The organism is Caballeronia sp. KNU42 (assembly GCF_053760385.1).
The window spans coordinates 539,465-560,358 of sequence record NZ_CM132390.1; the positions used below are offsets into that span (position 1 = coordinate 539,465).

Sequence of the window (20,894 nt, forward strand, 5' to 3'; positions counted from 1 at the left end):
GACGCATCATGTCGAAGACATCGGGCAATGCGACGCACACCGGCGTCATAGTGGTGGGCGGCGGTCAAGCAGGGTTGTCGGTCAGCTATTACCTGAAGCAGGCTGGGATCGATCATCTCGTGCTGGAGAAAAATACCGTCACGCATACATGGCGAACGCAACGCTGGGATGCGTTCTGCCTGGTCACACCGAACTGGCAATGTGCGCTGCCGGGCTATCCGTACAACGGTGATGATCCGCACGGCTTCATGAAGAAAGACGAGATCATCGAGTACCTCGATGGCTTCATCAGGACCGTCGATGCTCCTGTGCTCGAGCACGTCGAAGTGCAGCGAGTTGCGCGTAACAGTGAAGGCGGCTTCAGCGTGTCCACGAGCCAAGGGCAGTTTACGGCGGACCAGGTCGTGGTCGCATCGGGCGGTTATCACACGCCTATCGTGCCCCGCATGGCAGAGCGTCTGCCGGGTTCGATCAAGCAGATTCAGTCTTCGGAGTACCGTAACCCGCAGGCTCTGCCCGAAGGCGCGGTGCTCGTGGTCGGGACGGGGCAATCCGGCGCGCAGATCGCGGAAGACCTGCATCTGGCCGGACGAAAGGTAGTCCTCGCCGTAGGTGAAGCGCCGCGTTGTGCGCGCTTTTACAGAGGCCGCGATGTGGTCGACTGGCTTGCAGACATGAAGTATTACGACATGCCCGTCGATCAGCATCCGCTGCGTGAAGGTGTCCGTGACAATACCAATCACTATGTGACCGGCCGTGACGGAGGCCGCGATATCGATCTGCGCAAGTTCGCGGCCGAGGGCATGGAACTATATGGCCGGCTTCAGGATCTGCAGGACGGTGTGCTCCACTTCGCACCCAACCTGACCGAGAATCTCGACAGCGCGGACAAGACTTTCAACGGCATCAACGCGGGTATCGATGCATACATAGAAAAGAATGGCATCGATGCGCCGCCCGGATCACGTTACGAACCCCTGTGGTCGCCGGCGGAAGAACGCGCCACGCTTGATCTGCAATCAAGCGGAATAAGTTCGATCGTGTGGTGCATCGGCTTCACGCCCGACTTCAGCTGGCTCGATGCGCCGATTTTCAACGGCCGCGGTTATCCTGCGCACACACGCGGCCTGACTCCCCTCGACGACCTCTATTTCGTCGGCTTGCCGTGGCTTCATACGTGGGGATCGGGCCGCTTTTCGGGCGTGGCGCGCGACGCTGCGCATGTGGTGGAGAAAATAGGCACTCGCCTGGAAGCCAAGGCACGGACGCACGACGAAGCGACCGCCTGAAAAAAAACCGGCGCATCAAGCGCCGGTTTGTTGCAACGTACCCGTGAACTTCAAGCCGCCTTCACGACCTTGTCACCGGCACGATGGATCGGATGCGGTTCCTTCAGGTGGTTCGCGATCCGGGTGGCATCGAAGTACGCGCCGTTCGGCGGACGCTTCAGATACTGCCCCGCGCCTCGCACCGCGCGCAGATCGCCGTCCGCCCACGCATGCGCGCCACGCGTGAGCGTGTGAATCGCCACGCCCTGCACGGTCATGCCTTCGAACACGTTGAAATCCACCTTCTGGTGATGAGTCTTCACCGAGATCGTCCTGCTCGCGGCCGGGTCCCACACCACGATGTCGGCATCCGCGCCCACCTGGATCGCACCCTTGCGTGGGAACAGGTTAAAAATTTGCGCTGCGTTGGTTGAGGTCACCCGCACGAACTCGTTCGGAGTCAAGCGTCCTTTATTCACGCCGTGGTGCCACAGGATCGACATGCGATCTTCCACCCCACCGCAACCGTTAGGAATACGCGTGAAGTCTTCGCGGCCCATCGCTTTCTGCGATGCACAGAATACGCAGTGGTCCGTCGCCGTGGTGTGCAGTTGTCCCGATTGCAGACCACGCCACAACGCCTCGCGATGCTCGCTCGTACGGAAAGGCGGACTCATCACGTGCGCAGCGGCCCGTGTCCAGTCCGGGTCGCTATAGACCGATTCATCAATCACCAGATGCCCCGGCAGCACTTCAGCGAACACGCGCTGACCTTCGCTGCGTGCACGCGTGATGACATCGACGGCATCTTTGGACGACACATGCACGATATAGATGGGCACGCCCAGCACCTGCGCAATCCTGATCGCCCGATTCGCCGCCTCGCCTTCCACTTCCGGCGGCCGGGACAACGGATGCGCTTCAGGTCCGGTGAAGCCTTTCGCGAGCAACTGCTTCTGCAGCTGAAAGACCAGCTCGCCGTTTTCAGCGTGCACGGTGGGCAATGCGCCGAGTTCCAGCGAGCGCGCGAAGCTGTTCACCAGCACTTCATCGTCGGCCATGATGGCGTTTTTATACGCCATGAAGTGCTTGAAACTCGACACGCCATGATCATGCACGAGCGTGCCCATGTCGCGATGCACTGACTCGTCCCACCACGTCACCGCCACGTGAAAACCATAGTCGGACGATGCCTTCTCCGCCCAGCCGCGCCACTCGTTGAAGGCCTGCATCAACGGTTGTTTCGGACTCGGAATCACGAAATCGATGATGCTCGTCGTGCCGCCCGATAACCCCGCCGCCGTGCCGGTATAGAAGTCGTCGCTCGCCGTGGTGCCCATGAACGGCAGCTCCATGTGCGTGTGCGGATCGATACCGCCGGGCATCACATATTGGCCCGACGCATCGATGGTTTCAGTCCCCGCCGGAACATCGAGATCGAGGCCGATCTGCAGGATCGTGCCGCCATCCTTCGGGTCTGCGCATAACACGTCCGCTCGATAGGTACGGTCCGCGTCAATCACCGTGCCGCCGCGAATAAGGATCGTCATCTTGCTCTCCATGTTGGCCAGAGTTGGCGCTTTAGCGCCTTACTCCGGTCCCACTCATGTGGTTGCTGTGAACAAATCAAGCGCTGGCAATCCGCGCCGTGGGGCGCTTGCCCATCTTCATCCATGCGCCATAAACAATCGATGCGAGCGCGAGGCCCACGAACCATGCATAGGTATAAAGCGTATTGAAGAATGCGGGAACGTTGGGAAACGCGCCTGGAAACGCGGTGTGCAGGAAGCCGGGCAAATTCGGCAATACACCCACGAGCAACGCGACCACTGCCGCCATGTTCCAGCCGCCGGTGTAGCTGTATTCACCGTTCTCATTGAAGAGTTCGCGCGTGTTCAGCCGTGTGCCGCGGATCAGGAAGTAGTCGACCATGAGAATGCCCGCCACCGGACCGAGCAGCGCCGAGTAACCCACGAGCCACGTAAAAATGTAGCCCTGCGTGGTCGCCAGGATCTTCCACGGCATCATCACAATAGCGATGAACGCCGTAATCATCCCGCCCACGCGATACGAAATGCCCTTGGGCCAGAGGCTCGAAAAATCATAAGCCGGACCCACGAGGTTGGCGGCAAGATTGCAGCTCATGGTGTCGAGCGTCAGGATGACCAGCGCCACGCCCACGCCAATGCCGGTCATGCGGCTAGTGAGATCAATCGGGTCCCAGATCGCCTTGCCGTAGATCACCACGGTTGCCGACGTCACCACCACAGAGATCACGGACAGCAGCGCCATGGGAGCCGGCAGACCGATCGATTGCCCGATGACCTGATCCTTCTGCGAGCGGGCGAAACGCGTGAAGTCCGGAATGTTCAGCGCGAGCGTGGCCCAGAATCCCACCATGGCCGTGAGGCCCGGCCAGAAGGTCGCCCAGAACAATCCCTCCTTCTTGCCACCGGCCACGAACTGCGACGGCTGCGCAAGCATCGCACCGACGCCGCCCGCCTTCGATGTTGCCCACCACACGAGCGCGAGGCACATGATGATCTTGATCGGCGCGGACCAGCTTTCAAGGAAACGGATGGAGTCGGTACCGCGCAAGATGAAATAGACCTGGATCACCCAGAAAAACAGGAAACAGGCGAGTTGCCCGAGCGAGATATCGAGGAAGGGTAACGGTGCGCCGTGCGTGGTATTACCGGCGAGAATATTGATCAACGTATAGATCGCACTGCCGCCGAGCCACGTCTGGATCCCGTACCATCCGCACGCCACCACCGCGCGCAACAACGCCGGCAGCCTTGCGCCTTTCGTACCGAACGACGATCGCACCAGCACCGCGTACGGAATGCCATGCTTCGCGCCGGCATGACCGACCAGCAGCATGGGCACGAGCACGATCATGTTGCCGAGCAGCACGGTCAGCACCGCCTGCCACGGCGACATGCCTTCTTCCGTGAGCCCGGCTGCGAGCATGTACGACGCTATATTCATCACCATGCCGACCCACAGCGCGGCAAAGTGATACCACTTCCAGGTCCGCTGCGCGGGCGTGGTCGGCGCCAGATCGTCGTTATATAGACTGCTGCTGGCGCCGGCCGCGAACTGCGGGTCGACAGAATGCGCTGTCTGCTTCATCGGGTTGATCTCCTCAAGATCGTTGTGGTCCGCGCCGGCCGGATCGGTTCATGATTCCAGGCGGGCGTCGGGGACGTTAGTGACAGGCGCTGCTTTTTTATACGGGTTCTCAACTCTAGGCGGCCTTCACGCTTTCTTCAACGTCGGCGTCCACGCGTGCGGGATTGTTCGGATGCGTCGTCCAGTTCGCATATTCACCGGCATCCACGCGTTCCATCGTGATGCATTGCTCGACCGGACATACATGCATGCATAAATTGCACCCGACGCATTCCGAATCGATGACTTCAAAATGCCGTTTGCCATCCTTCTCGCGCATGATCGCCTGATGCGCCGTATCTTCGCAAGCGATGTGGCACAGCCCGCACTCGATGCACTTGTCCTGGTCGATGCGCGCCTTGATGTCGTACTTCAGATTCAAGTACTTCCAGTCGGTGACATTCTGCACGGCCCGTCCACGAATGTCGTCGAGCGTGGCATAGCCTTTTTCGTCCATCCAGTTCGAGAGACCATCCGCGAGATCGGAGACGATGCGAAAGCCATAGTGCATGGCCGCCGTGCACACCTGCACGTTGCCTGCGCCCAGCACCATGAACTCGGCCGCATCGCGCCAGGACGAAATTCCGCCAATGCCGGAGATCGGCAAACCGGGCGTTTCCCCGTCGCGGGCAATCTCCGCGACCATGTTCAGCGCGATCGGTTTGACCGCCGGGCCGCAGTATCCACCATGTGTACCCTTGCCGTCGACTGTTGGCATCGGCGCCATGACATCCAGGTCCACCGCGACAATCGAATTGATGGTGTTGATCAGCGATACCGCGTCCGCACCGCCTTTGTAAGCTGCGCGTGAACCGGTGCGGATATCGCTGATGTTTGGCGTCAGCTTGACGATGCACGGCAGCTTCGTGCCTTCCTTGACCCAGCGCGTGACCATCTCCACATATTCGGGAACCTGTCCGACCGCTGCGCCCATGCCGCGCTCGCTCATGCCGTGCGGGCAACCAAAATTCAGTTCGACGCCATCGCAGCCCGTGTCTTCCACTAGCGGCAAGATCCATTTCCAGTCGCGCTCGTTGCACGGCACCATCAGCGAGACGATCAGCGCGCGATCCGGCCAGTCGCGCTTGACCTGGGTGATCTCCTTCAGATTGATGTCCAGCGGACGGTCGGTGATCAGCTCAATATTGTTCAGTCCCGCGATGCGCTGGCCGTTCCATTGCACCGCGCCATAACGCGAACTCACGTTGACCACGTGCGGATCGAGTCCGAGCGTTTTCCATACAACACCGCCCCAGCCCGCTTCGAAGGCGCGATTGACGTTGTAGGCTTTGTCAGTGGGTGGCGCGGATGCGAGCCAGAAAGGATTCGGCGATGTAATGCCGGCAAACGTATTGCGAAGATCGGCCATGAGCTGGCTCCCTTATCGTGGAATCGTGGGGGTGTTTTTTATGCGGCCTTGATGGCCGTTGCCGCGAAGAACGCATGGATCGACTCGGCGGCAATCTTGCCGTCCTGGACCGCTTGGACCGTCAGATCGAGTCCGCCAGTTGCCGCGCAATCGCCGCCGGCCCAGACGTTGTCGAGCGATGTACGGCCGCTCGAATCCACCGCGATACGGCTGCCGTCGAGCGTGAGCAGATCACTTGCGAGACCGTCCGGCGCGAGCGTTTGCCCGATCGCCTTCAGCACCATGTCGGCTTCAATGATGAAGCGCTCACCCTGCGGGTTTTCGAATTCAACGCCGGTGACCTGGCCGTTCGCATCGGTTAAACGCACGGGCTTCGCGTGGGTGACGATCGTCACGCCGTTGGTCTGCGCGAACTCCCGTTCGGCCCACGTTGCGCCCATGGTCTCCACGCCCCGCCGGTAGACCATCGTCACCGTTTCAGCTCCCAGCTTGCGGCTCTGCACCGCCGCATCAATTGCTGTGTTACCGCCGCCGATCACGACCACGCGACGCCCGACCGGCACACTCGCGAGCGCATCCGCCTGACGCACCTGCTCGATGAAATCGACCGCGTTATATACGCCTTGAAGCGTCTCCCCTTCGAGTTCGAGCGCGCGCACACCGCCCAGGCCGATGGCGAGAAACACGGCGTCATGCTGTTTTCTCAAATCGCCCAGCGTCACATCACGACCGAGCATCACGTCGTTCTTCACTTCAATGCCGCCCACCGAGTACAACCACTCCACCTCGCGTTGAGCAAAATCGTCGACCACCTTGTACGCTGCAATGCCGTATTCGTTCAGGCCGCCGGGCTTGGGCCGCGCGTCGAAGAGCGTGACCCGGTGGCCGTCGAGTGCAAGGCGATGCGCACAGGCCAGTCCTGCCGGCCCCGCACCCACTACCGCCACATGACGTCCGGTATCTGCCGAGCGTTTGAAGAGCGGTTCGCCGCGCGCCATCGCCCAGTCAGTAGCATGGCGCTGCAATGCGCCGATCTGAACTGGTTTGTCATCCTGATGATTTCTGACGCATGCCCCCTCGCAGAGGATTTCGGTCGGGCACACGCGTGCGCATGCGCCGCCAAGAGGGTTGGCCGACAAGATATCCACGGCAGCGCCTTTCATGTTGCCGTTACCAATCTTGCGAATGAAGCTGGGAATATCTATTTTTGTGGGGCACGCGTTGATGCATGGCGCGTCGTAGCAATAGTGGCAACGGCTCGAAGCTGCGGCCGCCGCGGTGGCATTGAGTAAAGGCGCCACATCTGAAAACTGACACGACAGTCGCTCTTGCGACAGCCGGTTCGATGCAATGTCGCCAATGTGCTTCATGGTCATACACGTTCCTTCTTCAAAGTGAGGAAGCGAATGGTCTTTCGACTAAAACCAACCCGTGTTAAACGTCAACGGCCCGCGCGTTCGAGCATGGCGTGGAGCAGCACGTTTGCGCCCGCCTCGATCCATTCCTCCGAGGCATCCTCGATCTCGTTATGACTGATCCCGTCGACGCAAGGCACGAAGACCATCGACGTGGGTGCGACCTTCGAGAGGTAACACGCGTCGTGTCCGGCGCCAGATACCATGTCCCGATGCGCATAACCAAAGCGTTCGGCGGCTGTGCGAACGGACGTCACGCACGCGGCGTCGAAGGCGATAGGCGCGTAATAGAAGATCTGTTCGAGCTGTGTTTCGAGGCCCGAGGCGCTTGCGATTTTCTCCACGCCGGCACGCAATGCAGCGTCCATTTTTGCGAGCACGGCGTCGTCAGGATGACGAAAATCGACGGTGAAAAACACCCGGCCCGGGATCACGTTGCGCGAGTTTGGATGCACCTGCATCATGCCGACCGTGGCACATGCGAGCGGCGCGTTATCAAGTCCAATGCGATTCACCAGCTCAACCACCCGCGACGCCCCAAGCAAAGCATCGCGACGGCGCGGCATGGGCGTGGGACCCGCATGCGCTTCCTGGCCGGTCAGCGTGATCTCATACCAGCGCTGCCCTTGCGCGTCGGTGACCACGCCGATCGTCATGTTTTCCGCTTCGAGAATCGGTCCCTGTTCAATGTGCAGTTCGAACGCCGCGTGTAGCTTGCGGCCGCCGCACGGCTCATCGCCGGCATAACCAATGCGCTTGAGTTCCTCGCCGATAGTCTTGCCATCCACGTCCTTGCGGGACAACCCATAGTCGAGCGTGAACTCGCCGGCGAACACGCCGGACGCGACCATGGCGGGCGCAAAACGCGAGCCTTCCTCGTTGGTCCAGATCACGACTTCCACCGGATGTTCCGTCTCGATGCCGCGGTCATTCAGCGATCGAATCACTTCGATGCCGCCCAGGATGCCGTAGATACCGTCGAAGCGGCCGCCGGTGGGCTGCGAGTCCGCGTGCGAGCCGGTCATGACCGGCGCGGCATCCGCATTGCGCCCGGCACGGCGCATGAACACGTTGCCCATCTGGTCCACCTTGACCGTGCAACCCGCTTCCTTCGCCCAACTGACGATCAGGTCGCGCCCTTCGCGGTCGAGATCGGTGAGCGCCAGCCGGCATACGCCACCCTTTGGCGTCGCGCCAATTTTTGCCATCGTCATGAGGCTGTCCCAGAGACGTTTGCCATTGACTCTGATCGACGTATCCAGCGCTGAATCGGTTACCGCGTCCATGTCGCGTTCTCCTTGGGTGTTGCTCGAATTAGGGTTTCGACTGATACGAACCTGGTGCATCGGCGTCAGCTTTTGGGGCGCTGGCGCACGGCAGCGGTGCGGTTCCCATCAGTTGATCTCGTCCGTTTCGTAGCGGCAAAATCGTCCCGATCTGCCGCCCTTCAAATCCTGTCCAACTGGACAGGTTGTAGCCGATTAATATTTGCAAATCAACGTCTTTCGGGGTTTCCGATTAGAGTAAAAACATAGCGAGAAGCGTGCCATTGCAGTGCAGCAGAGCCTTGAGACAACGCAACGACAGGCTATGCAGCAGTGGCGTCAAAGCGCATAGAATGAGGCGCGATCAAGATGGAGAAGGCGCACAGCGCCATGCAAGGAAAACAATGAGAGATGATGAGGCGACGGCCGAGGCGGCGAAAAACGATGTTGCGCCCGTTCCATTGCGGCGGCGCAAGGCACACATTCGTGAGACCAATGAAGCGCATCTTTTAGCGTGCGCCGAGGCCGTGTTTGCCGAGCGCGGACTCGAAGGCGCGAGTACCGCGATGATCGCGGAACGTGCAGGCTTGCCGAAAGCCAACCTGCATTATTACTTTCCGACCAAGCTGGCGCTTTACCGGCGCGTGCTCGAGGATTTGTTCGAAGACTGGCATCGCGCCGCCGATACCTTTGAGTCCAGCGATGACCCGGTCGAAGCAATCGGGGGCTACGTACGCACGAAAATGGAATTGTCGCGACGGCGTCCGCTCGGCTCGAAGGTGTGGGCAAGCGAGATCATCCACGGCGCGGTGCACATGCAGGACATCTTGAACGAGCGCGTGAAGCCGTGGCTCGAAACACGGGTGATCGTGATCGACGGCTGGATTGCGCGCGGTTTGCTTGCGCCTGTCGACGCGCAGACGCTGATGTTCATGATCTGGGCGACGACCCAGCACTACGCGGATTTCGACGCGCAAATCCTGGCGTTGAAAGGCAAACGGGCACTGTCGCAGAAGGCCTTCGATGCCTCGACGGAGGAGGTGGTGAAGCTGGTGATTCGCGCGTGCGGGGCGAAGTCGCCTTAGTGAAGATGGCGTTGCGGAGCGCCCCGCGCCAACAACCGTATCGGACTACCGGACGGAATCGGGTTGCGAGAATAACGATAAAAGCTTGCCTCAATGTACCAATTTTGGTACGATTCAGCAATCCGAAACCATCACCGCTCTTCTGAATGATCAAGCCAGTAACTGTCGTTTTAGATGTTCGATTTTTCAGCACAGATGCCGGCAACGAACCCGTGCGCGACTGGCTTAGAGAACTTGGTGCGCCCGACAGAAAGACGATTGGCGAGGACATCAAGACTGTGCAGATCGGCTGGCCGCTCGGTATGCCCCTGGTACGGAAGATGGGCAGGGACATGTGGGAAGTGAGGATCCACCTGCACAGGCGTATCGCTCGTGTCTTGTTCACCGTGGTCGACGACGAGATGGTCCTGCTGCACGGCTTTATCAAGAAATCGCAGGACACGCCGCAAACAGATCTGGATGTGGCGAAAGACCGGATACGCCAGCTTAGAAAAGATTAAGTCTCACACGCAACGGAGTGCGTAAATCATGGCAAATAAACATGTTGGAAGCAGTCTCGATGAGTTCCTCAGCGAGGAAGCAATCCTCGAGGAAGTCACGGCCACCGCAATGAAGCGCGTCATCGCCTGGCAGATCGCCGAGGAAATGAAAGCGCAAAAGATCACCAAGACAGAAATGGCGTCTCGCATGAACACAAGCCGGGCAGCGCTCAATCGTCTGCTGGACGAGACCGACACCAGCCTGACGCTCACCACGCTCGCCAGCGCGGCTGCGGCGCTCGGCAAGCATTTCCGGCTTGAACTGGCCGCTTGATGCTGCATGTCGCCCGAGGTTTCGTCCGCTGCCCCGAGGCCACCCCAAACTTCAACCAGTCCATCGGCGCGAACAAAAAAACTCGCCGGCCGCTGCAACGCGGGAGGCGAGTTTTTTATTTGCCGCTGTGACGGAAAGAGCTGACCGTCATTCCATCGAGTCTTGAACCGGACCTGATCCAGTCAGGCCCACTTCAAATTTGCTCAGCGTCGGATTACTGACCGCTTACTGACCGAAGAACACCGAACCGGGACCATTTTTCGCCGGTGCAGCCGAGCTACGAACGCCCATTGCCGAGGTTCCGCTGCTCGAAGGACCATACGCCGTTGCTGCCTGAGCGTTTTGTGCATCTACGCGAGCCTGAGCGGCCTGGATGTTCGCCGGATAATCGATCTCGTCTCCAGCCGGGTTGTACCCTGCCTTTTCCAGTTGAACCAGTTGCGCCTTGACTTCAGCACGCGTCAGCGGGCCGTTGTTATCAGTGCTTTGCGCAAATGCGAATGTCGGAGCTGCCAATGCCGACACAATAACGACTGCGGGAATAAGTGACTTGAACATGGTGAAACCTCCGGTATTTTGTTTGGTCTCGAAACAATCTCAGAGGGATATAAGCGCGTTCTGAATCTGTTTCGGATGTAAGAAGTCTATGCTTCGAAACCGTGAGGGAAAACCCTGATTTAGGCGAAACATCCTTGTTGAAATCGCAACAATCAAGCGGAAACAGCCGATAAAGTGGAGTGAGGCGAGGAATTTCGGAATTTCTTACTGAAAAGCGCGCGCGAAACGCGTTGAAACTCGGACAGCAGCCGCACAACAGCGGGCTGTATTGCGGTTTCCGCAAGTATTCAACCGACCCCGGAGAGGGTCCGGCCCGAGTGACGTGCCTAGAAATGACCGGTGAATTGATATCGATCGCCGGGATGCCACAGGTTCGCCACCGACGCCACCGCGTCCCGCGACCAGGTCCGCCGATGCAGCATGAGGCACGGCTCACCGGATTTCATTGATAGCGCGAGGCCCGTGCTGTCATCGGGAAGCGCCGCTTCGATCCGATACTCCACCCGCTGCAAAGGCGCCGCGACCATCAGGTATTGATTCGGCGTGATCTTGGTGAAATCCTGGCGCGCGTATTCCGGCGCAAGCGCGGGATTGACCCAGCGCTCTTCCAGCTGGATCGGCAGGTCGTTTTCGAAGTGCAGCACCCGCGAATGAAATACGGGGCTGCCCTCGGTGAGCTGCATTTCCACTGCGAGACGTTCGTCCAGCACAGACGCGCCCAGGTGCATCACTTCTGCACGATGCACATGACCGCGCCCGGTGATTTCGTCGGAGATGCTGCGGATTTCCACGAGCGTCGACGCGTATTTCGGCTGCGCCACGAACGTACCCGCGCCCTGCACGCGCGTCAGGATCTGCTCGGCGGTCAGTTCGCGCAGCGCGCGATTGACCGTCATGCGCGCGACCTTGAACTCGCGCGCCAGTTCGTTTTCGGAAGGCACCTGGTCGCCTTCCTTCCACTCGCCCGCATGAATGCGCGTGAGAATGTGATCCTTGATTTCCTGATACGCGGGCGTGCTCATGCTGGGCGTTGGCGTCCGGTTAAACGTTGGGTTGAACTTCGGAAACAAACGAGAGCGGGGAATGTTTCGCGATAGCGCCGCTGACCACCTGCTTCGCGATAGCCTCGATATCCGGTGCGAAATAATGATCGAGATCGTAATGTGCGACATCCGAGCGCAGCGTCTTCATCACTTCGGCCAAGCGCGGGCTGGTCTGATGCGGCGCGCGCAGGTCGACGCCTTGTGCCGCCGCCAGCAACTCGATAGCAAGAATATGCGCCACGTTCTCCGCAATATAGCCAAGCTTGCGGGCCGCGAACGTCGCCATGGACACGTGATCTTCCTGATTCGCCGATGTCGGCAATGAGTCGACGGACGCCGGATGCGCGTAGGTCTTGTTCTCCGACGCGAGCGCGGCAGCCGTCACATGCGCGATCATGAAGCCCGAATTCACGCCGCCATCGCGCACGAGAAACGGCGGCAAACCCGAGAGCGTTGCATCGATCAGCAACGCGATCCGACGCTCCGCCAACGCGCCAATTTCCGCGGCAGCGATAGCGAGGTTATCGGCGGCGAATGCAACGGGTTCTGCGTGAAAGTTACCGCCTGACAGCACTTCACCGGTGTCCGGGAAAATCAGCGGGTTATCCGACACAGCATTCGCTTCGATCAGCAGGACATCGGCTGCGTGGCGCATCTGGTCGAGGCACGCGCCCATCACTTGCGGCTGGCAACGAAGGCTGTACGGGTCCTGAACCTTGTCGCAATCCTGATGCGACAGGTTGATCGCCGAGCCTTCCAGCAAGGTGCGATAGGCAGCGGCCGCATCGATCTGTCCGGCGTGTCCGCGCAGTGCGTGGATGCGGGCATCGAAGGGAACGACGGAACCCATCGCAGCATCGACCGACAGCGCACCCGACACCAGTCCCGTGCGGTACAAGTCTTCGATCGCGAACATGTTGTACAGAGCGAGCGCCGTGGAAGCCTGCGTGCCGTTAAGCAGCGCGAGACCTTCCTTAGCCTGCAGCGTCAGCGGTTCGAGGCCGGCCACGCGCAGCCCGTCCAGCGCACTCGCGCGCTCGCCACGGATGGTGACGTCGCCGATACCGAGCAACGCCGTCGACATATGCGCGAGCGGCGCCAGATCGCCCGATGCACCCACCGATCCCTTCACAGGGATGACTGGCAGGACATCGGCGTTAAACAGCGTGATCAGCGCATTGATGACCTCGCGGCGGATGCCCGAATGTCCGCGCCCCAGGCTCGACACCTTCAACGCGATCAGCAAACGCACGACCGGTCGCGACATGGGTTCACCCACGCCCACCGCATGCGATAACACCAGGTTGCGCTGCAGCAGTTCGAGCTGATCGGCGGGAATGTGGGTGCTCGCCAGCCGGCCGAAACCGGTGTTGATGCCGTATGCCGGCTCGCCCTTGGCGGCGATGTCGGCGACGGTTTGCGCGGAAGCATCGATGGCGGCGAAGCTCGCCGGATCGAGTGTGAGTGCGTCCGAGCCGCGGGCGATCTGGCGCAAGTGCGCGAGCGTGAGGTGGCCGGGGGTCAATGTGATCATCGCAAGTCCTGTCTATACAAGTTGCGGCCCAGTCTAAACAAACAAATGCCCTAAAACAAGGCCTGAAAACACCTATTTGGCGTTTTCAGGGTTCGTCCTGACCAATATTACGATCAGTTGTCTATACAGCGATCAGGCACTTCTCCATCCGGAAGTTCGTCAATCGTTCGCCACGAAGTGCCACATCTTGCGAGCGGACGACCTGAAAGCCGTGCTCCTCGAAGAACGGCCGCGCGGTAATGCTGGCGTCGGTATCGAGGAGCGCGAGTTGTTGCCCACGCGCCGCGTGCTCCACCGTATCAAGCAGTGCGCTCGCCACGCCCTTGCGCTGGCTCGACGGATCGACGAACAGCATGTCGATATGCCCACTGCTTTCAAGATCGATGAAACCTGCAATGACATCGTCAAGCAGCGCGACCCATGTCGGCCGATCGAGCCGGCGACGCGACCAGACATCGCGGTCCACTTGCGCCCATGCCGCGATCTGCCCCGCATCGTAGTCGCGCGACGCCACTTCGCGCACCGAGCGCAAGAACACGCCGATGACCGCATCCAGGTCGGCCGCCTCATAACGCCGGATGACGGGTTGCATTCAGCGCGTCAGCGAGACCGTCGCGATGCCCAGGATGGTCATCACGACCGACGCCGTCACGTGAATCGCGATTTCGCCCGCCGCCCAGCCGTAGCGCCCTTGCTGCAAATGCGCGACCACTTCGGCCGAGAACGTCGAGAAGGTGGACAGGCCGCCCATCAAGCCGGTAATGACGAACAGGCGCCATTCCATCGATACCCCGGGGAAACGCGCGAACCACGCCACCGCCACCCCGATCACATAGCCGGCGATGACGTTCGCCGCCAGCGTCCCGAGCGGGAGATTGGGAAACACCGCGTTCAGACGCAGGCCGAGGACCCATCGAAACAGGGAACCGAGCGCGCCGCCAATACCTACAGCCAGGATCGACAGATACATGAGCGAAGGATAAAGGTCAGGGAGAAACGAGCGTCAGCCGCTCGATGAGCTGGTCACGGCTGGCGGCGACGATCGCCTCGCCGGACCTCGACAGCCGCGCAATCCACGAGCCGTCGCGCCGTTGCTCCCAGCCGCCGCATTCATGGCCGTCCAGCAGCAAGGAGCCGCGCATGACCAGTTGGGGATCGGCGGGATCGAGAACGGTGTCGTCGTTATGTTCCAGCTTGACGGTTCGCATGGGCGTTGCGCTCGCGCGCGGGAAAGCATGAAGCCGTCATCATAATGGAGCGCATCAGGAACCCAATACAGAATGCGGGAATGCAAGAAAGCGGGAGAGCACATCGCCGCCTTTCATGCACAATACGGGTCGCTTCGTTTGTAGTGGTCAAGCTCGCCTCTCACGTTCCACACGATGTTCCACACTGCCCGCATGAATCTGAATCTGGACGACCTGATAGACACTGTTGCAGACACCGTGCAGCAGCACTACCCCACGCATCACTGGGCGCAATTCGCGCTCGGCATGCTGATGCTCGTTCTGGCCGCGCTCTTTGCGCAGTGGGTGGTCGCGCGCATCGTGCTGTATTTCGCGCACCGGCTGCTCGTGTTGACCGAACGCCAGGCATGGGACAAGTCGCTCGCGCGGCATCGGGCTTATCACCAGCTTTGGTACGCCGTGCCGTTCGCTGCGGTGGCGATCGGTATTGGCGAGGTGCCGCACATTGGTCACATGGCGGATGTGATCGAGCGGCTCGCGCACGCCGGCGCATGGGTCTGCGTCTTCTTCGCGCTGGGCGGCGCGCTCAGCGCATGGCAAGACGTGTACGCGGCCAGCATGCAGGCGCAGACACGCTCGATCAAAGGCTACATCCAGATCGGCAAGCTCGCGCTCGCATTGATCTGCGGCGTGCTGGTGCTGTCCATTGTGATCGACCGCTCGCCGCTCTGGATGCTGTCCGGGCTCGGCGCATTGTCCGCCGTCCTGCTGCTGGTGTTCAAGGACACGTTGCTGTCGCTGGTGGCGAGCACGCAGCTCACATCGAACGACATGCTGCGCATAGGCGACTGGATCGAGATGCCGCAATCCAACGCCGATGGTTTCGTCAAAGACATCGCACTGCATACGGTCAAGGTGCAGAACTGGGACAACACGGTGACGACCGTGCCCACCTACAAGCTGTTCTCGGAGAGTTATCGAAACTATCGGCAGATGTTCGAATCGGGCGGCCGGCGCATCAAGCGGACGTTGAGAATAGATGCCACATGTGTGCGTTTTCTCACCGATGACGAAACCGCGCGCCTCAAGCAATTCCGCTTGCTGCACGATTATCTGGAAGAAAAACAGATCGAAGTCGACCAGGCGAACAAGAATCTCGGCGAGCTCGCCAGCGAGCCGGCCAACCGGCGGCGGCTGACGAATATCGGCACCTTCCGCGCGTATGGGCTCGCGTATCTGCAACGGCATCCGGAGATCCGGCAGGACATGGCGATGATGGTGCGGATGATGGAACCGCAGTCGGAAGGCATTCCTGTCGAAGTGTATTGTTTCACCGCCGTCACCGCATGGACACAATACGAACGCATCCAGGGCGATGTGTTCGACCATCTGCTGTCCATCCTGCCGGAGCTGGGCCTGCGGCTTTATCAAGCGCCGTCGGGCTCGGACATGAGCGGACTGGTGAGCGGGCGGATCGGCGGGGGCGCAGGCGGCGCGGAAAGCGGCCGCTTACGGGGCGAGTTGCCCACGCTCTAGCTGGAGAAGCAGGCAAGAATCTGCGATTTTTATGTATTCACGCGAACTGTCCTGACGCCTAAAGTACGACCTTGCCGGCATTCCTTCTGCATCACCCGAAGGTGCCCGCCGGTCATCGCACTCATCGCTTCTACAGGAAAACTCCCGTGACCGATCGCGTTCATGCCATGCGTGTGTTCATCCGCGTCGTCGATACCAACAGCTTCTCACGCGCCGCCGAATCTCTCGGCATGCCACGTGCAAGCGTCTCGACGACCATTCAGCAACTCGAGGCGCTGCTCGGCGTGCAACTGCTCGCCCGCACCACGCGGCGTCTCAATCTGACGGCCGAAGGGGCCGAGTGTTACGAGCGCTGCGTGCGCATTCTCGCGGATATCGACGATCTGGAAGCGGGCTTTCACGGCCGCGACGAGCATCTGCGCGGGCGTCTGCGCATCGAGATGCCCGATACGGTCGCCACCGCCCTGGTCGTGCCGGCGTTACCCGATTTCCATGCGCGCTACCCGCATATCGAGTTGTCGATCGGCATCTGCAATCGCGCCGTCGATCTGGTTGGCGAAGGCGTGGATTGCAGCGTGCAGCTGGGCGAATTGCCCGATTCCGGGCTGATCGCACGGAGGCTCGGCAGCTTTGAGCACGTGACGTGCGCAACGCCCGCGTATCTGGAAGCGCACGGCACGCCGAAGACGCTGGACGAACTTGCGCAGCACGTCGCGGTGAATTGCGTGTCGCCTCGTACCGGGCGGCCGTGCGATTTCGACTTCGAAGTGGATGGCGAAGCGATGACCGTGAAAATGGCGGGATTTGTTCAGGTCACCGACGAACATGCGTATCTCGCGTGCGGCCTGCAAGGGCTCGGGCTGATCCAGCCGCCGCGGATTGCCGCGTTGCCTTACCTGCGCTCCGGGCAATTGCGCGAAGTGCTGCCGCAATGGAAGTCGATGCCGATGAATGTGTCGGTGGCATTCATCAAGAGCCGGCAGGCGGCGCCAAGGGTCAGCGCGTTCGTGGACTGGCTCGCGGAATTGTTCGAACGCTCGCAAGAGATGGACGATACGCTCACGCGCCTGTTCAGCACGGCTCGCCGCCCGGTTTCCGCGTCCGCGGCGGCCTCTGTGCCGAAACCCGCACCCCGCGACGAGGACGCGCACGAGGAAACCACCAGCGAGTCATGATTCCAGCTTCATGACTCCGGCTTCATGACTCCAGGCTCATGACCCGGCATGGGCGCTCACGCCGGCCTGACCGGCTGAGCCGCCCCCTCGCCCGCCACCGTATTCCACTTGCGCACTTCCCAGCTCGTGACCAAGCCCTCGGTCACATACGGATCCGCCCGCGCGAACGCTTCCGGCACCGCGGGCGAGTCCGCCTCGAACAGCAGCATCGCCCGATCGACGGGCGCCTCCAGCGCCCCGCCCAGCATCAATTCCCCCCGTTCCGACGATGCCCACGCCACCGTCAGATGGCGCTCACGAAACGCCGCCCGGCGTTCGAGATAGTCGGTGCTCAATTCGTACATCAATAGAAAGTGCATAAGCTTGCTCCCGTTGCAGAAGACGCCTCGCGTGCCGCGTGTCACATGATCATGCCGCATGTAAACGTTTATAGCCGCCTGTAATACTTGGTAGGCATGCCAAAACCGTAGACGAGAGTCCGTGTGTGCGATCATGGCGGCACTTTCGACTTTTACCTTGGCGCAGGTTCGTGAATTACTCCGACGCTCAACATCCCGGCCGCGTCGGATGCTCTCCGGAACGACCCGGTTCCGCGGCTTTTTCGCCTCCTGGTTCACCGGCTGAAGGGTTAATCACTCTCGCCGCGCCTGGGTTTCGCCGTCACTCCTCTTCGACATCCGGCCGCACGCCGATCGTCGAAGTCTAAATTCACCCGGCGCTCGTCATACGTATCTCGCCGCCCGTTTCAAGGGGCAAGTTTGAACAACATCGGTTTCGCGCTCGTCGTAGCGCTGCTCCGCGCGCTCGCTCGCCTGCCTTACGGCCTGGTTGCGCGATTCGGCAGCGCCCTCGGCGCACTGCTTTATTTCATTCCGAGCCGTCGAAAACATATTGTGCAGGTCAACCTGCAACTGTGCTTTCCAGGCAAGACAGCCGCCGAGTACGAATTGCTCGGGCGCTCGCATTTTCGTCACGTCGTGCGCAGTTATGTAGAGCGCGGCGTGCAGTGGTTCGGTTCGGCTCGCGCTATCGAAAAACTCGTGCAGCTCGAAAGCCGGATTGATCTCGACGACGAAAACTCACCGCCCACCATTTTCATGGGCTTCCACTTCGTCGCCATTGAAGTGGGCTGCATGCTGTACTCCATGAAGCTGCCCATCACCGCGCTTTATACGCCGATGTCCAGCAAGCGGCTGAACACGCTGGCCATTGAACAGCGCGGCCGTTTCGGCGCCGACATGGTGATGCGCGCCGACAGCGGCCGGCGCATTCTGAAGCTGCTGCGCAAGGGCGGTTCCGTCATGCTGGCCGCCGACATGGATCACGGCATTGAAAACTCGGTGTTCGTGCCGTTCTTCGGCGTACAGGCCTGCACGCTGACCTCCGTGTCGCGGCTGGCTCGGCTTGGGGGCGCGCGCGTGGTGCCGTTCGTCACCGAAGTGCTGCCCGATTACAAGGGCTACAAGATGACGATCTTCGAGCCTCTGGCCGACTTTCCCTCGGAAAGCGACGAAACCGATGCACGCCGGATGAACGAGTTCCTTGAATCGCAGATAGTGCGCTTTCCGGAACAATACTACTGGGTGCATCGCCGCTTCAAACATCGGCCGGAAGGCGTAGCCGGCGTTTATTGAGCACGTCCTGCACGCCGGCCAGTCGAGTCGCCGCGTGCAGCGATCAGTCAGGCTTGCGGAAGTCGCTGTCCACCCAGGCCTGCGCGCTGGTCTTGCTGAGCTTGAACGCGGCCGACACCCGCACGTGCGCAAGCAGCGCGCCGAACGAATCCAGCGCCTTCAGGTCCGCGTAGGGATCGTCCTCGTCCGGCACGATATCCAGCGACACCGTCACATCCTCGCCATCAGCGCGAACCGTAAAATCCTTGTGAAGCATCGCGTGGCGCTGTTGCTCGTGACGGCGCAATACTTCGGACGCCGTCTTGATGAGCGTGCGGAACGCGTTCGGATCGAGCGGCTTGGGGTTCTTCTTGTCGCGGCCCATGGTCCAGGGACCGGTGAGCGCCGGTTCGGCTTCGCCGTCCTTGATCATCTCGACCGCCCAGCCGTCGTCATCCTCGTTCTTGATCACCCTCGCGGTCCAGCCGTCGTCGCGCCATAGGCGGTCTTCGTGGAGCGTGGTGTCTTCGGCGGGTTGGAGATCGGGGGCTGAATCGGTCATGGGAATAAGAAGCTCGAGTTGCATGAAACGGTGTGGGAGCACGCGGGTGTTGCATAGTGCTGATGCGACGAATTTTAACCTGCCGGATGCCCCGAGATCGTTGAAAATGCCCACACGCTGGCCGACCGGTCTACTCGACGACCACTTTGCGCGCCGCCTGCCGTTTGCGTTGCAGGTGTGCCGCGCGCATGTGCGCCCGCGTGCGCCCGGATATCCCGGGCGTTTCGCCAACACTACGGAGGAATCTTCATGCTTTCACTTATCGGCACCATTATCGTCGGCGGCATCATTGGTTTGATTGCCCGAGCGCTCAAACCAGGCGACGACAGCATGGGCTGGATCATGACAATCCTGCTGGGCATCGCCGGCTCGCTGGTGGCCGGTTACGTCGGCCGTGCCCTGGGCTGGTATCACGAAGGTCAGGCTGCGGGGTGGATTGCCTCCGTGGTCGGCGCTATCGTCCTGCTGTTCGTCTGGGGGCTGGTCGTGCGCCGCCGGGCCTGAACCACGCGAGACCCGGATGCGTTTTCGGGCCGGATGAAAGAGGCTGCTGCAACGAAAGTCGGAGCAGCTTTTTTTTGTTGGCCGCAAAAGCCGCCAGGTGTGGCAGAAGAACACGCCAAACTGAAAACCCCGATTGAAGCGAGCCGCGACTGAGCGCCAATCACGCGTTCATCCCCGACTTCAGGAACAACACATGCCGGGGCGCGAAGTGCCCGTACAACGGCAGGATTGCACCGCCCATTGCGCGGGCATCGGCGCCAATCTCCCCTTCCACCAGCCGGGGCCGCACCATCCCCTGCCAGTCGAAGGCATCGAGCGCGATATGGGTCCGGCTTAATACTTCCCGCAACAACTGACGATCCAGCTCACCGTCGATCACGATCGCGTCGACGTCGACCAGCGCCGCGGCGGATGCAATGGTTGTAGCGAGCGCCGGGTAGCCCGCGATCGCGCACGCGCCGGACCAACTCCAGCACCATGTTCGATTCCTTCACGCCGAGCGCAGCGGTCGGTTCATCGAGGATCACCACATGTCGCGCGAACGCCGCGCTGCGCGCCACCGCCACGCCCTGGCGCTGACCGCCGGAAAGCGTTTCGACAGCCTGCTTCATCGAACGGATGCCGATCTGCAAACCTTCCATATGCGCGATGGCTTCCTGCAGCATGCGCCGTTTGCATCGCTTTGGACATCAATGGGGATGAGGAAGGGGGGATTGTTGCGTTGCGTCAACGTAAAAACACTGACGAACTGAAGATGACTTAAAAAATCGCTGAATTGAATTGTTTTTCGGAT

At 60.7% G+C, this 20,894-nt stretch carries 21 protein-coding genes and 2 pseudogenes; 8 read left to right on the plus strand and 15 right to left on the minus strand.

Going from position 1 to position 20,894, the window contains the following annotated elements:
* Positions 1-8 precede the first annotated feature (8 nt).
* Positions 9-1,289 (plus strand): MSMEG_0569 family flavin-dependent oxidoreductase, encoded by a 1,281-nt coding sequence (locus ACSOSP_RS33800; protein WP_455315003.1) that lies wholly within the window; start codon positions 9-11, stop codon positions 1,287-1,289.
* A gap of 50 nt (positions 1,290-1,339) precedes the next feature.
* Here the strand turns inward: ACSOSP_RS33800 and hydA are convergent, their stop codons facing one another.
* From hydA to ACSOSP_RS33825, 5 genes are all read right to left on the minus strand, one after another.
* Positions 1,340-2,818, minus strand: a complete 1,479-nt coding sequence (gene hydA, locus ACSOSP_RS33805; RefSeq protein WP_455315004.1) for a dihydropyrimidinase — start codon at positions 2,816-2,818, stop codon at positions 1,340-1,342.
* Between the two features lie 76 nt (positions 2,819-2,894).
* Entirely contained in the window at positions 2,895-4,403 is a 1,509-nt protein-coding gene (locus tag ACSOSP_RS33810) for an NCS1 family nucleobase:cation symporter-1 (protein WP_455315005.1), read from the minus strand.
* A 115-nt stretch (positions 4,404-4,518) separates the two neighbouring features.
* Entirely contained in the window at positions 4,519-5,811 is a 1,293-nt protein-coding gene (gene preA, locus ACSOSP_RS33815; RefSeq protein ID WP_455315006.1) for an NAD-dependent dihydropyrimidine dehydrogenase subunit PreA, read from the minus strand.
* Positions 5,812-5,849: 38 nt separating this feature from the next.
* Positions 5,850-7,187, minus strand: a complete 1,338-nt coding sequence (locus ACSOSP_RS33820) for an NAD(P)-dependent oxidoreductase (protein WP_455315007.1) — start codon at positions 7,185-7,187, stop codon at positions 5,850-5,852.
* Between the two features lie 65 nt (positions 7,188-7,252).
* Entirely contained in the window at positions 7,253-8,512 is a 1,260-nt protein-coding gene (locus tag ACSOSP_RS33825; RefSeq protein ID WP_455315008.1) for a Zn-dependent hydrolase, read from the minus strand.
* Between the two features lie 383 nt (positions 8,513-8,895).
* Here ACSOSP_RS33825 and ACSOSP_RS33830 point away from each other — a divergent pair, with 383 nt between their 5' ends.
* The 3 genes from ACSOSP_RS33830 to ACSOSP_RS33840 all read left to right on the plus strand — a co-directional run bounded on the left by ACSOSP_RS33830 (position 8,896) and on the right by ACSOSP_RS33840 (position 10,389).
* On the plus strand, positions 8,896-9,576 hold the full coding sequence (locus tag ACSOSP_RS33830) for a TetR family transcriptional regulator C-terminal domain-containing protein (protein ID WP_455315009.1): 681 nt from the start codon (positions 8,896-8,898) through the stop codon (positions 9,574-9,576).
* 146 nt (positions 9,577-9,722) lie between these two features.
* Positions 9,723-10,076, plus strand: coding sequence for a type II toxin-antitoxin system RelE/ParE family toxin (locus ACSOSP_RS33835; RefSeq protein ID WP_455315010.1), 354 nt, complete (start codon positions 9,723-9,725; stop codon positions 10,074-10,076).
* A gap of 28 nt (positions 10,077-10,104) precedes the next feature.
* Positions 10,105-10,389, plus strand: coding sequence for a helix-turn-helix domain-containing protein (locus ACSOSP_RS33840; RefSeq protein ID WP_455315011.1), 285 nt, complete (start codon positions 10,105-10,107; stop codon positions 10,387-10,389).
* Between the two features lie 225 nt (positions 10,390-10,614).
* On the opposite strand, the gene ACSOSP_RS33845 is transcribed toward ACSOSP_RS33840, so the two are convergent.
* From ACSOSP_RS33845 to ACSOSP_RS33870, 6 genes are all read right to left on the minus strand, one after another.
* Positions 10,615-10,947 carry a DUF4148 domain-containing protein gene (locus ACSOSP_RS33845; RefSeq protein WP_455315012.1) on the minus strand — a complete coding sequence of 111 codons (333 nt, stop codon included), beginning with the start codon at positions 10,945-10,947 and terminating at the stop codon, positions 10,615-10,617.
* Positions 10,948-11,273: 326 nt separating this feature from the next.
* The gene (hutC, locus tag ACSOSP_RS33850; protein WP_455315013.1) at positions 11,274-11,969 is read right to left on the minus strand and encodes a histidine utilization repressor; all 696 of its coding nucleotides are present in this window, start codon (positions 11,967-11,969) and stop codon (positions 11,274-11,276) included.
* Between the two features lie 19 nt (positions 11,970-11,988).
* Entirely contained in the window at positions 11,989-13,524 is a 1,536-nt protein-coding gene (gene hutH, locus ACSOSP_RS33855) for a histidine ammonia-lyase (RefSeq protein ID WP_455315014.1), read from the minus strand.
* A 121-nt stretch (positions 13,525-13,645) separates the two neighbouring features.
* On the minus strand, positions 13,646-14,116 hold the full coding sequence (locus ACSOSP_RS33860) for a GNAT family N-acetyltransferase (protein WP_455315015.1): 471 nt from the start codon (positions 14,114-14,116) through the stop codon (positions 13,646-13,648).
* Complete coding sequence (crcB, locus tag ACSOSP_RS33865) at positions 14,117-14,494, minus strand: fluoride efflux transporter CrcB (protein WP_455315016.1); 378 nt, start codon at positions 14,492-14,494, stop codon at positions 14,117-14,119.
* Between the two features lie 16 nt (positions 14,495-14,510).
* Entirely contained in the window at positions 14,511-14,732 is a 222-nt protein-coding gene (locus ACSOSP_RS33870; RefSeq protein WP_455315017.1) for a hypothetical protein, read from the minus strand.
* A gap of 192 nt (positions 14,733-14,924) precedes the next feature.
* Here ACSOSP_RS33870 and ACSOSP_RS33875 point away from each other — a divergent pair, with 192 nt between their 5' ends.
* Positions 14,925-16,247, plus strand: coding sequence for a mechanosensitive ion channel family protein (locus tag ACSOSP_RS33875; RefSeq protein ID WP_455315018.1), 1,323 nt, complete (start codon positions 14,925-14,927; stop codon positions 16,245-16,247).
* A gap of 146 nt (positions 16,248-16,393) precedes the next feature.
* Positions 16,394-17,422 (plus strand): LysR substrate-binding domain-containing protein, encoded by a 1,029-nt coding sequence (locus tag ACSOSP_RS33880; RefSeq protein ID WP_455315019.1) that lies wholly within the window; start codon positions 16,394-16,396, stop codon positions 17,420-17,422.
* 56 nt (positions 17,423-17,478) lie between these two features.
* Here the strand turns inward: ACSOSP_RS33880 and ACSOSP_RS33885 are convergent, their stop codons facing one another.
* Positions 17,479-17,781 (minus strand): YciI-like protein, encoded by a 303-nt coding sequence (locus ACSOSP_RS33885; protein ID WP_455315020.1) that lies wholly within the window; start codon positions 17,779-17,781, stop codon positions 17,479-17,481.
* A gap of 399 nt (positions 17,782-18,180) precedes the next feature.
* Here ACSOSP_RS33885 and ACSOSP_RS33890 point away from each other — a divergent pair, with 399 nt between their 5' ends.
* Positions 18,181-19,056: a lipid A biosynthesis lauroyl acyltransferase gene (locus tag ACSOSP_RS33890; protein ID WP_455315021.1), complete on the plus strand. Its 876-nt coding sequence runs from the start codon at positions 18,181-18,183 to the stop codon at positions 19,054-19,056.
* 43 nt (positions 19,057-19,099) lie between these two features.
* Here the strand turns inward: ACSOSP_RS33890 and ACSOSP_RS33895 are convergent, their stop codons facing one another.
* Positions 19,100-19,597, minus strand: a complete 498-nt coding sequence (locus ACSOSP_RS33895) for a hypothetical protein (protein WP_455315022.1) — start codon at positions 19,595-19,597, stop codon at positions 19,100-19,102.
* Between the two features lie 249 nt (positions 19,598-19,846).
* On the opposite strand from ACSOSP_RS33895, the gene ACSOSP_RS33900 reads away from it, so the two are divergent.
* A complete protein-coding gene (locus ACSOSP_RS33900) occupies positions 19,847-20,101 on the plus strand; it encodes a GlsB/YeaQ/YmgE family stress response membrane protein (protein WP_455315023.1) in 255 nt (84 codons plus the stop codon).
* A gap of 160 nt (positions 20,102-20,261) precedes the next feature.
* Here ACSOSP_RS33900 and ACSOSP_RS33905 read toward each other — a convergent pair.
* A pseudogene (locus ACSOSP_RS33905) lies at positions 20,262-20,537 on the minus strand (ROK family transcriptional regulator); the annotation flags it as partial.
* Positions 20,518-20,775 (minus strand): annotated as a pseudogene (locus ACSOSP_RS33910) (ATP-binding cassette domain-containing protein); the annotation flags it as partial. The pseudogenes ACSOSP_RS33910 and ACSOSP_RS33905, both read right to left, overlap by 20 nt.
* Positions 20,776-20,894: the final 119 nt, after the last annotated feature.

Coding starts and splice junctions, on each gene's coding strand:
- ACSOSP_RS33800 (WP_455315003.1), top strand. CDS start 9: ATGTCGAAGACATCGGGCAATGCGACGCACACCGGCGTCATAGTGGTG.
- hydA (WP_455315004.1), bottom strand. CDS start 2,818: ATGACGATCCTTATTCGCGGCGGCACGGTGATTGACGCGGACCGTACC.
- ACSOSP_RS33810 (WP_455315005.1), bottom strand. CDS start 4,403: ATGAAGCAGACAGCGCATTCTGTCGACCCGCAGTTCGCGGCCGGCGCC.
- preA (WP_455315006.1), bottom strand. CDS start 5,811: ATGGCCGATCTTCGCAATACGTTTGCCGGCATTACATCGCCGAATCCT.
- ACSOSP_RS33820 (WP_455315007.1), bottom strand. CDS start 7,187: ATGACCATGAAGCACATTGGCGACATTGCATCGAACCGGCTGTCGCAA.
- ACSOSP_RS33825 (WP_455315008.1), bottom strand. CDS start 8,512: ATGGACGCGGTAACCGATTCAGCGCTGGATACGTCGATCAGAGTCAAT.
- ACSOSP_RS33830 (WP_455315009.1), top strand. CDS start 8,896: ATGAGAGATGATGAGGCGACGGCCGAGGCGGCGAAAAACGATGTTGCG.
- ACSOSP_RS33835 (WP_455315010.1), top strand. CDS start 9,723: ATGATCAAGCCAGTAACTGTCGTTTTAGATGTTCGATTTTTCAGCACA.
- ACSOSP_RS33840 (WP_455315011.1), top strand. CDS start 10,105: ATGGCAAATAAACATGTTGGAAGCAGTCTCGATGAGTTCCTCAGCGAG.
- ACSOSP_RS33845 (WP_455315012.1), bottom strand. CDS start 10,947: ATGTTCAAGTCACTTATTCCCGCAGTCGTTATTGTGTCGGCATTGGCA.
- hutC (WP_455315013.1), bottom strand. CDS start 11,969: ATGAGCACGCCCGCGTATCAGGAAATCAAGGATCACATTCTCACGCGC.
- hutH (WP_455315014.1), bottom strand. CDS start 13,524: ATGATCACATTGACCCCCGGCCACCTCACGCTCGCGCACTTGCGCCAG.
- ACSOSP_RS33860 (WP_455315015.1), bottom strand. CDS start 14,116: ATGCAACCCGTCATCCGGCGTTATGAGGCGGCCGACCTGGATGCGGTC.
- crcB (WP_455315016.1), bottom strand. CDS start 14,494: ATGTATCTGTCGATCCTGGCTGTAGGTATTGGCGGCGCGCTCGGTTCC.
- ACSOSP_RS33870 (WP_455315017.1), bottom strand. CDS start 14,732: ATGCGAACCGTCAAGCTGGAACATAACGACGACACCGTTCTCGATCCC.
- ACSOSP_RS33875 (WP_455315018.1), top strand. CDS start 14,925: ATGAATCTGAATCTGGACGACCTGATAGACACTGTTGCAGACACCGTG.
- ACSOSP_RS33885 (WP_455315020.1), bottom strand. CDS start 17,781: ATGCACTTTCTATTGATGTACGAATTGAGCACCGACTATCTCGAACGC.
- ACSOSP_RS33895 (WP_455315022.1), bottom strand. CDS start 19,597: ATGACCGATTCAGCCCCCGATCTCCAACCCGCCGAAGACACCACGCTC.
- ACSOSP_RS33900 (WP_455315023.1), top strand. CDS start 19,847: ATGCTTTCACTTATCGGCACCATTATCGTCGGCGGCATCATTGGTTTG.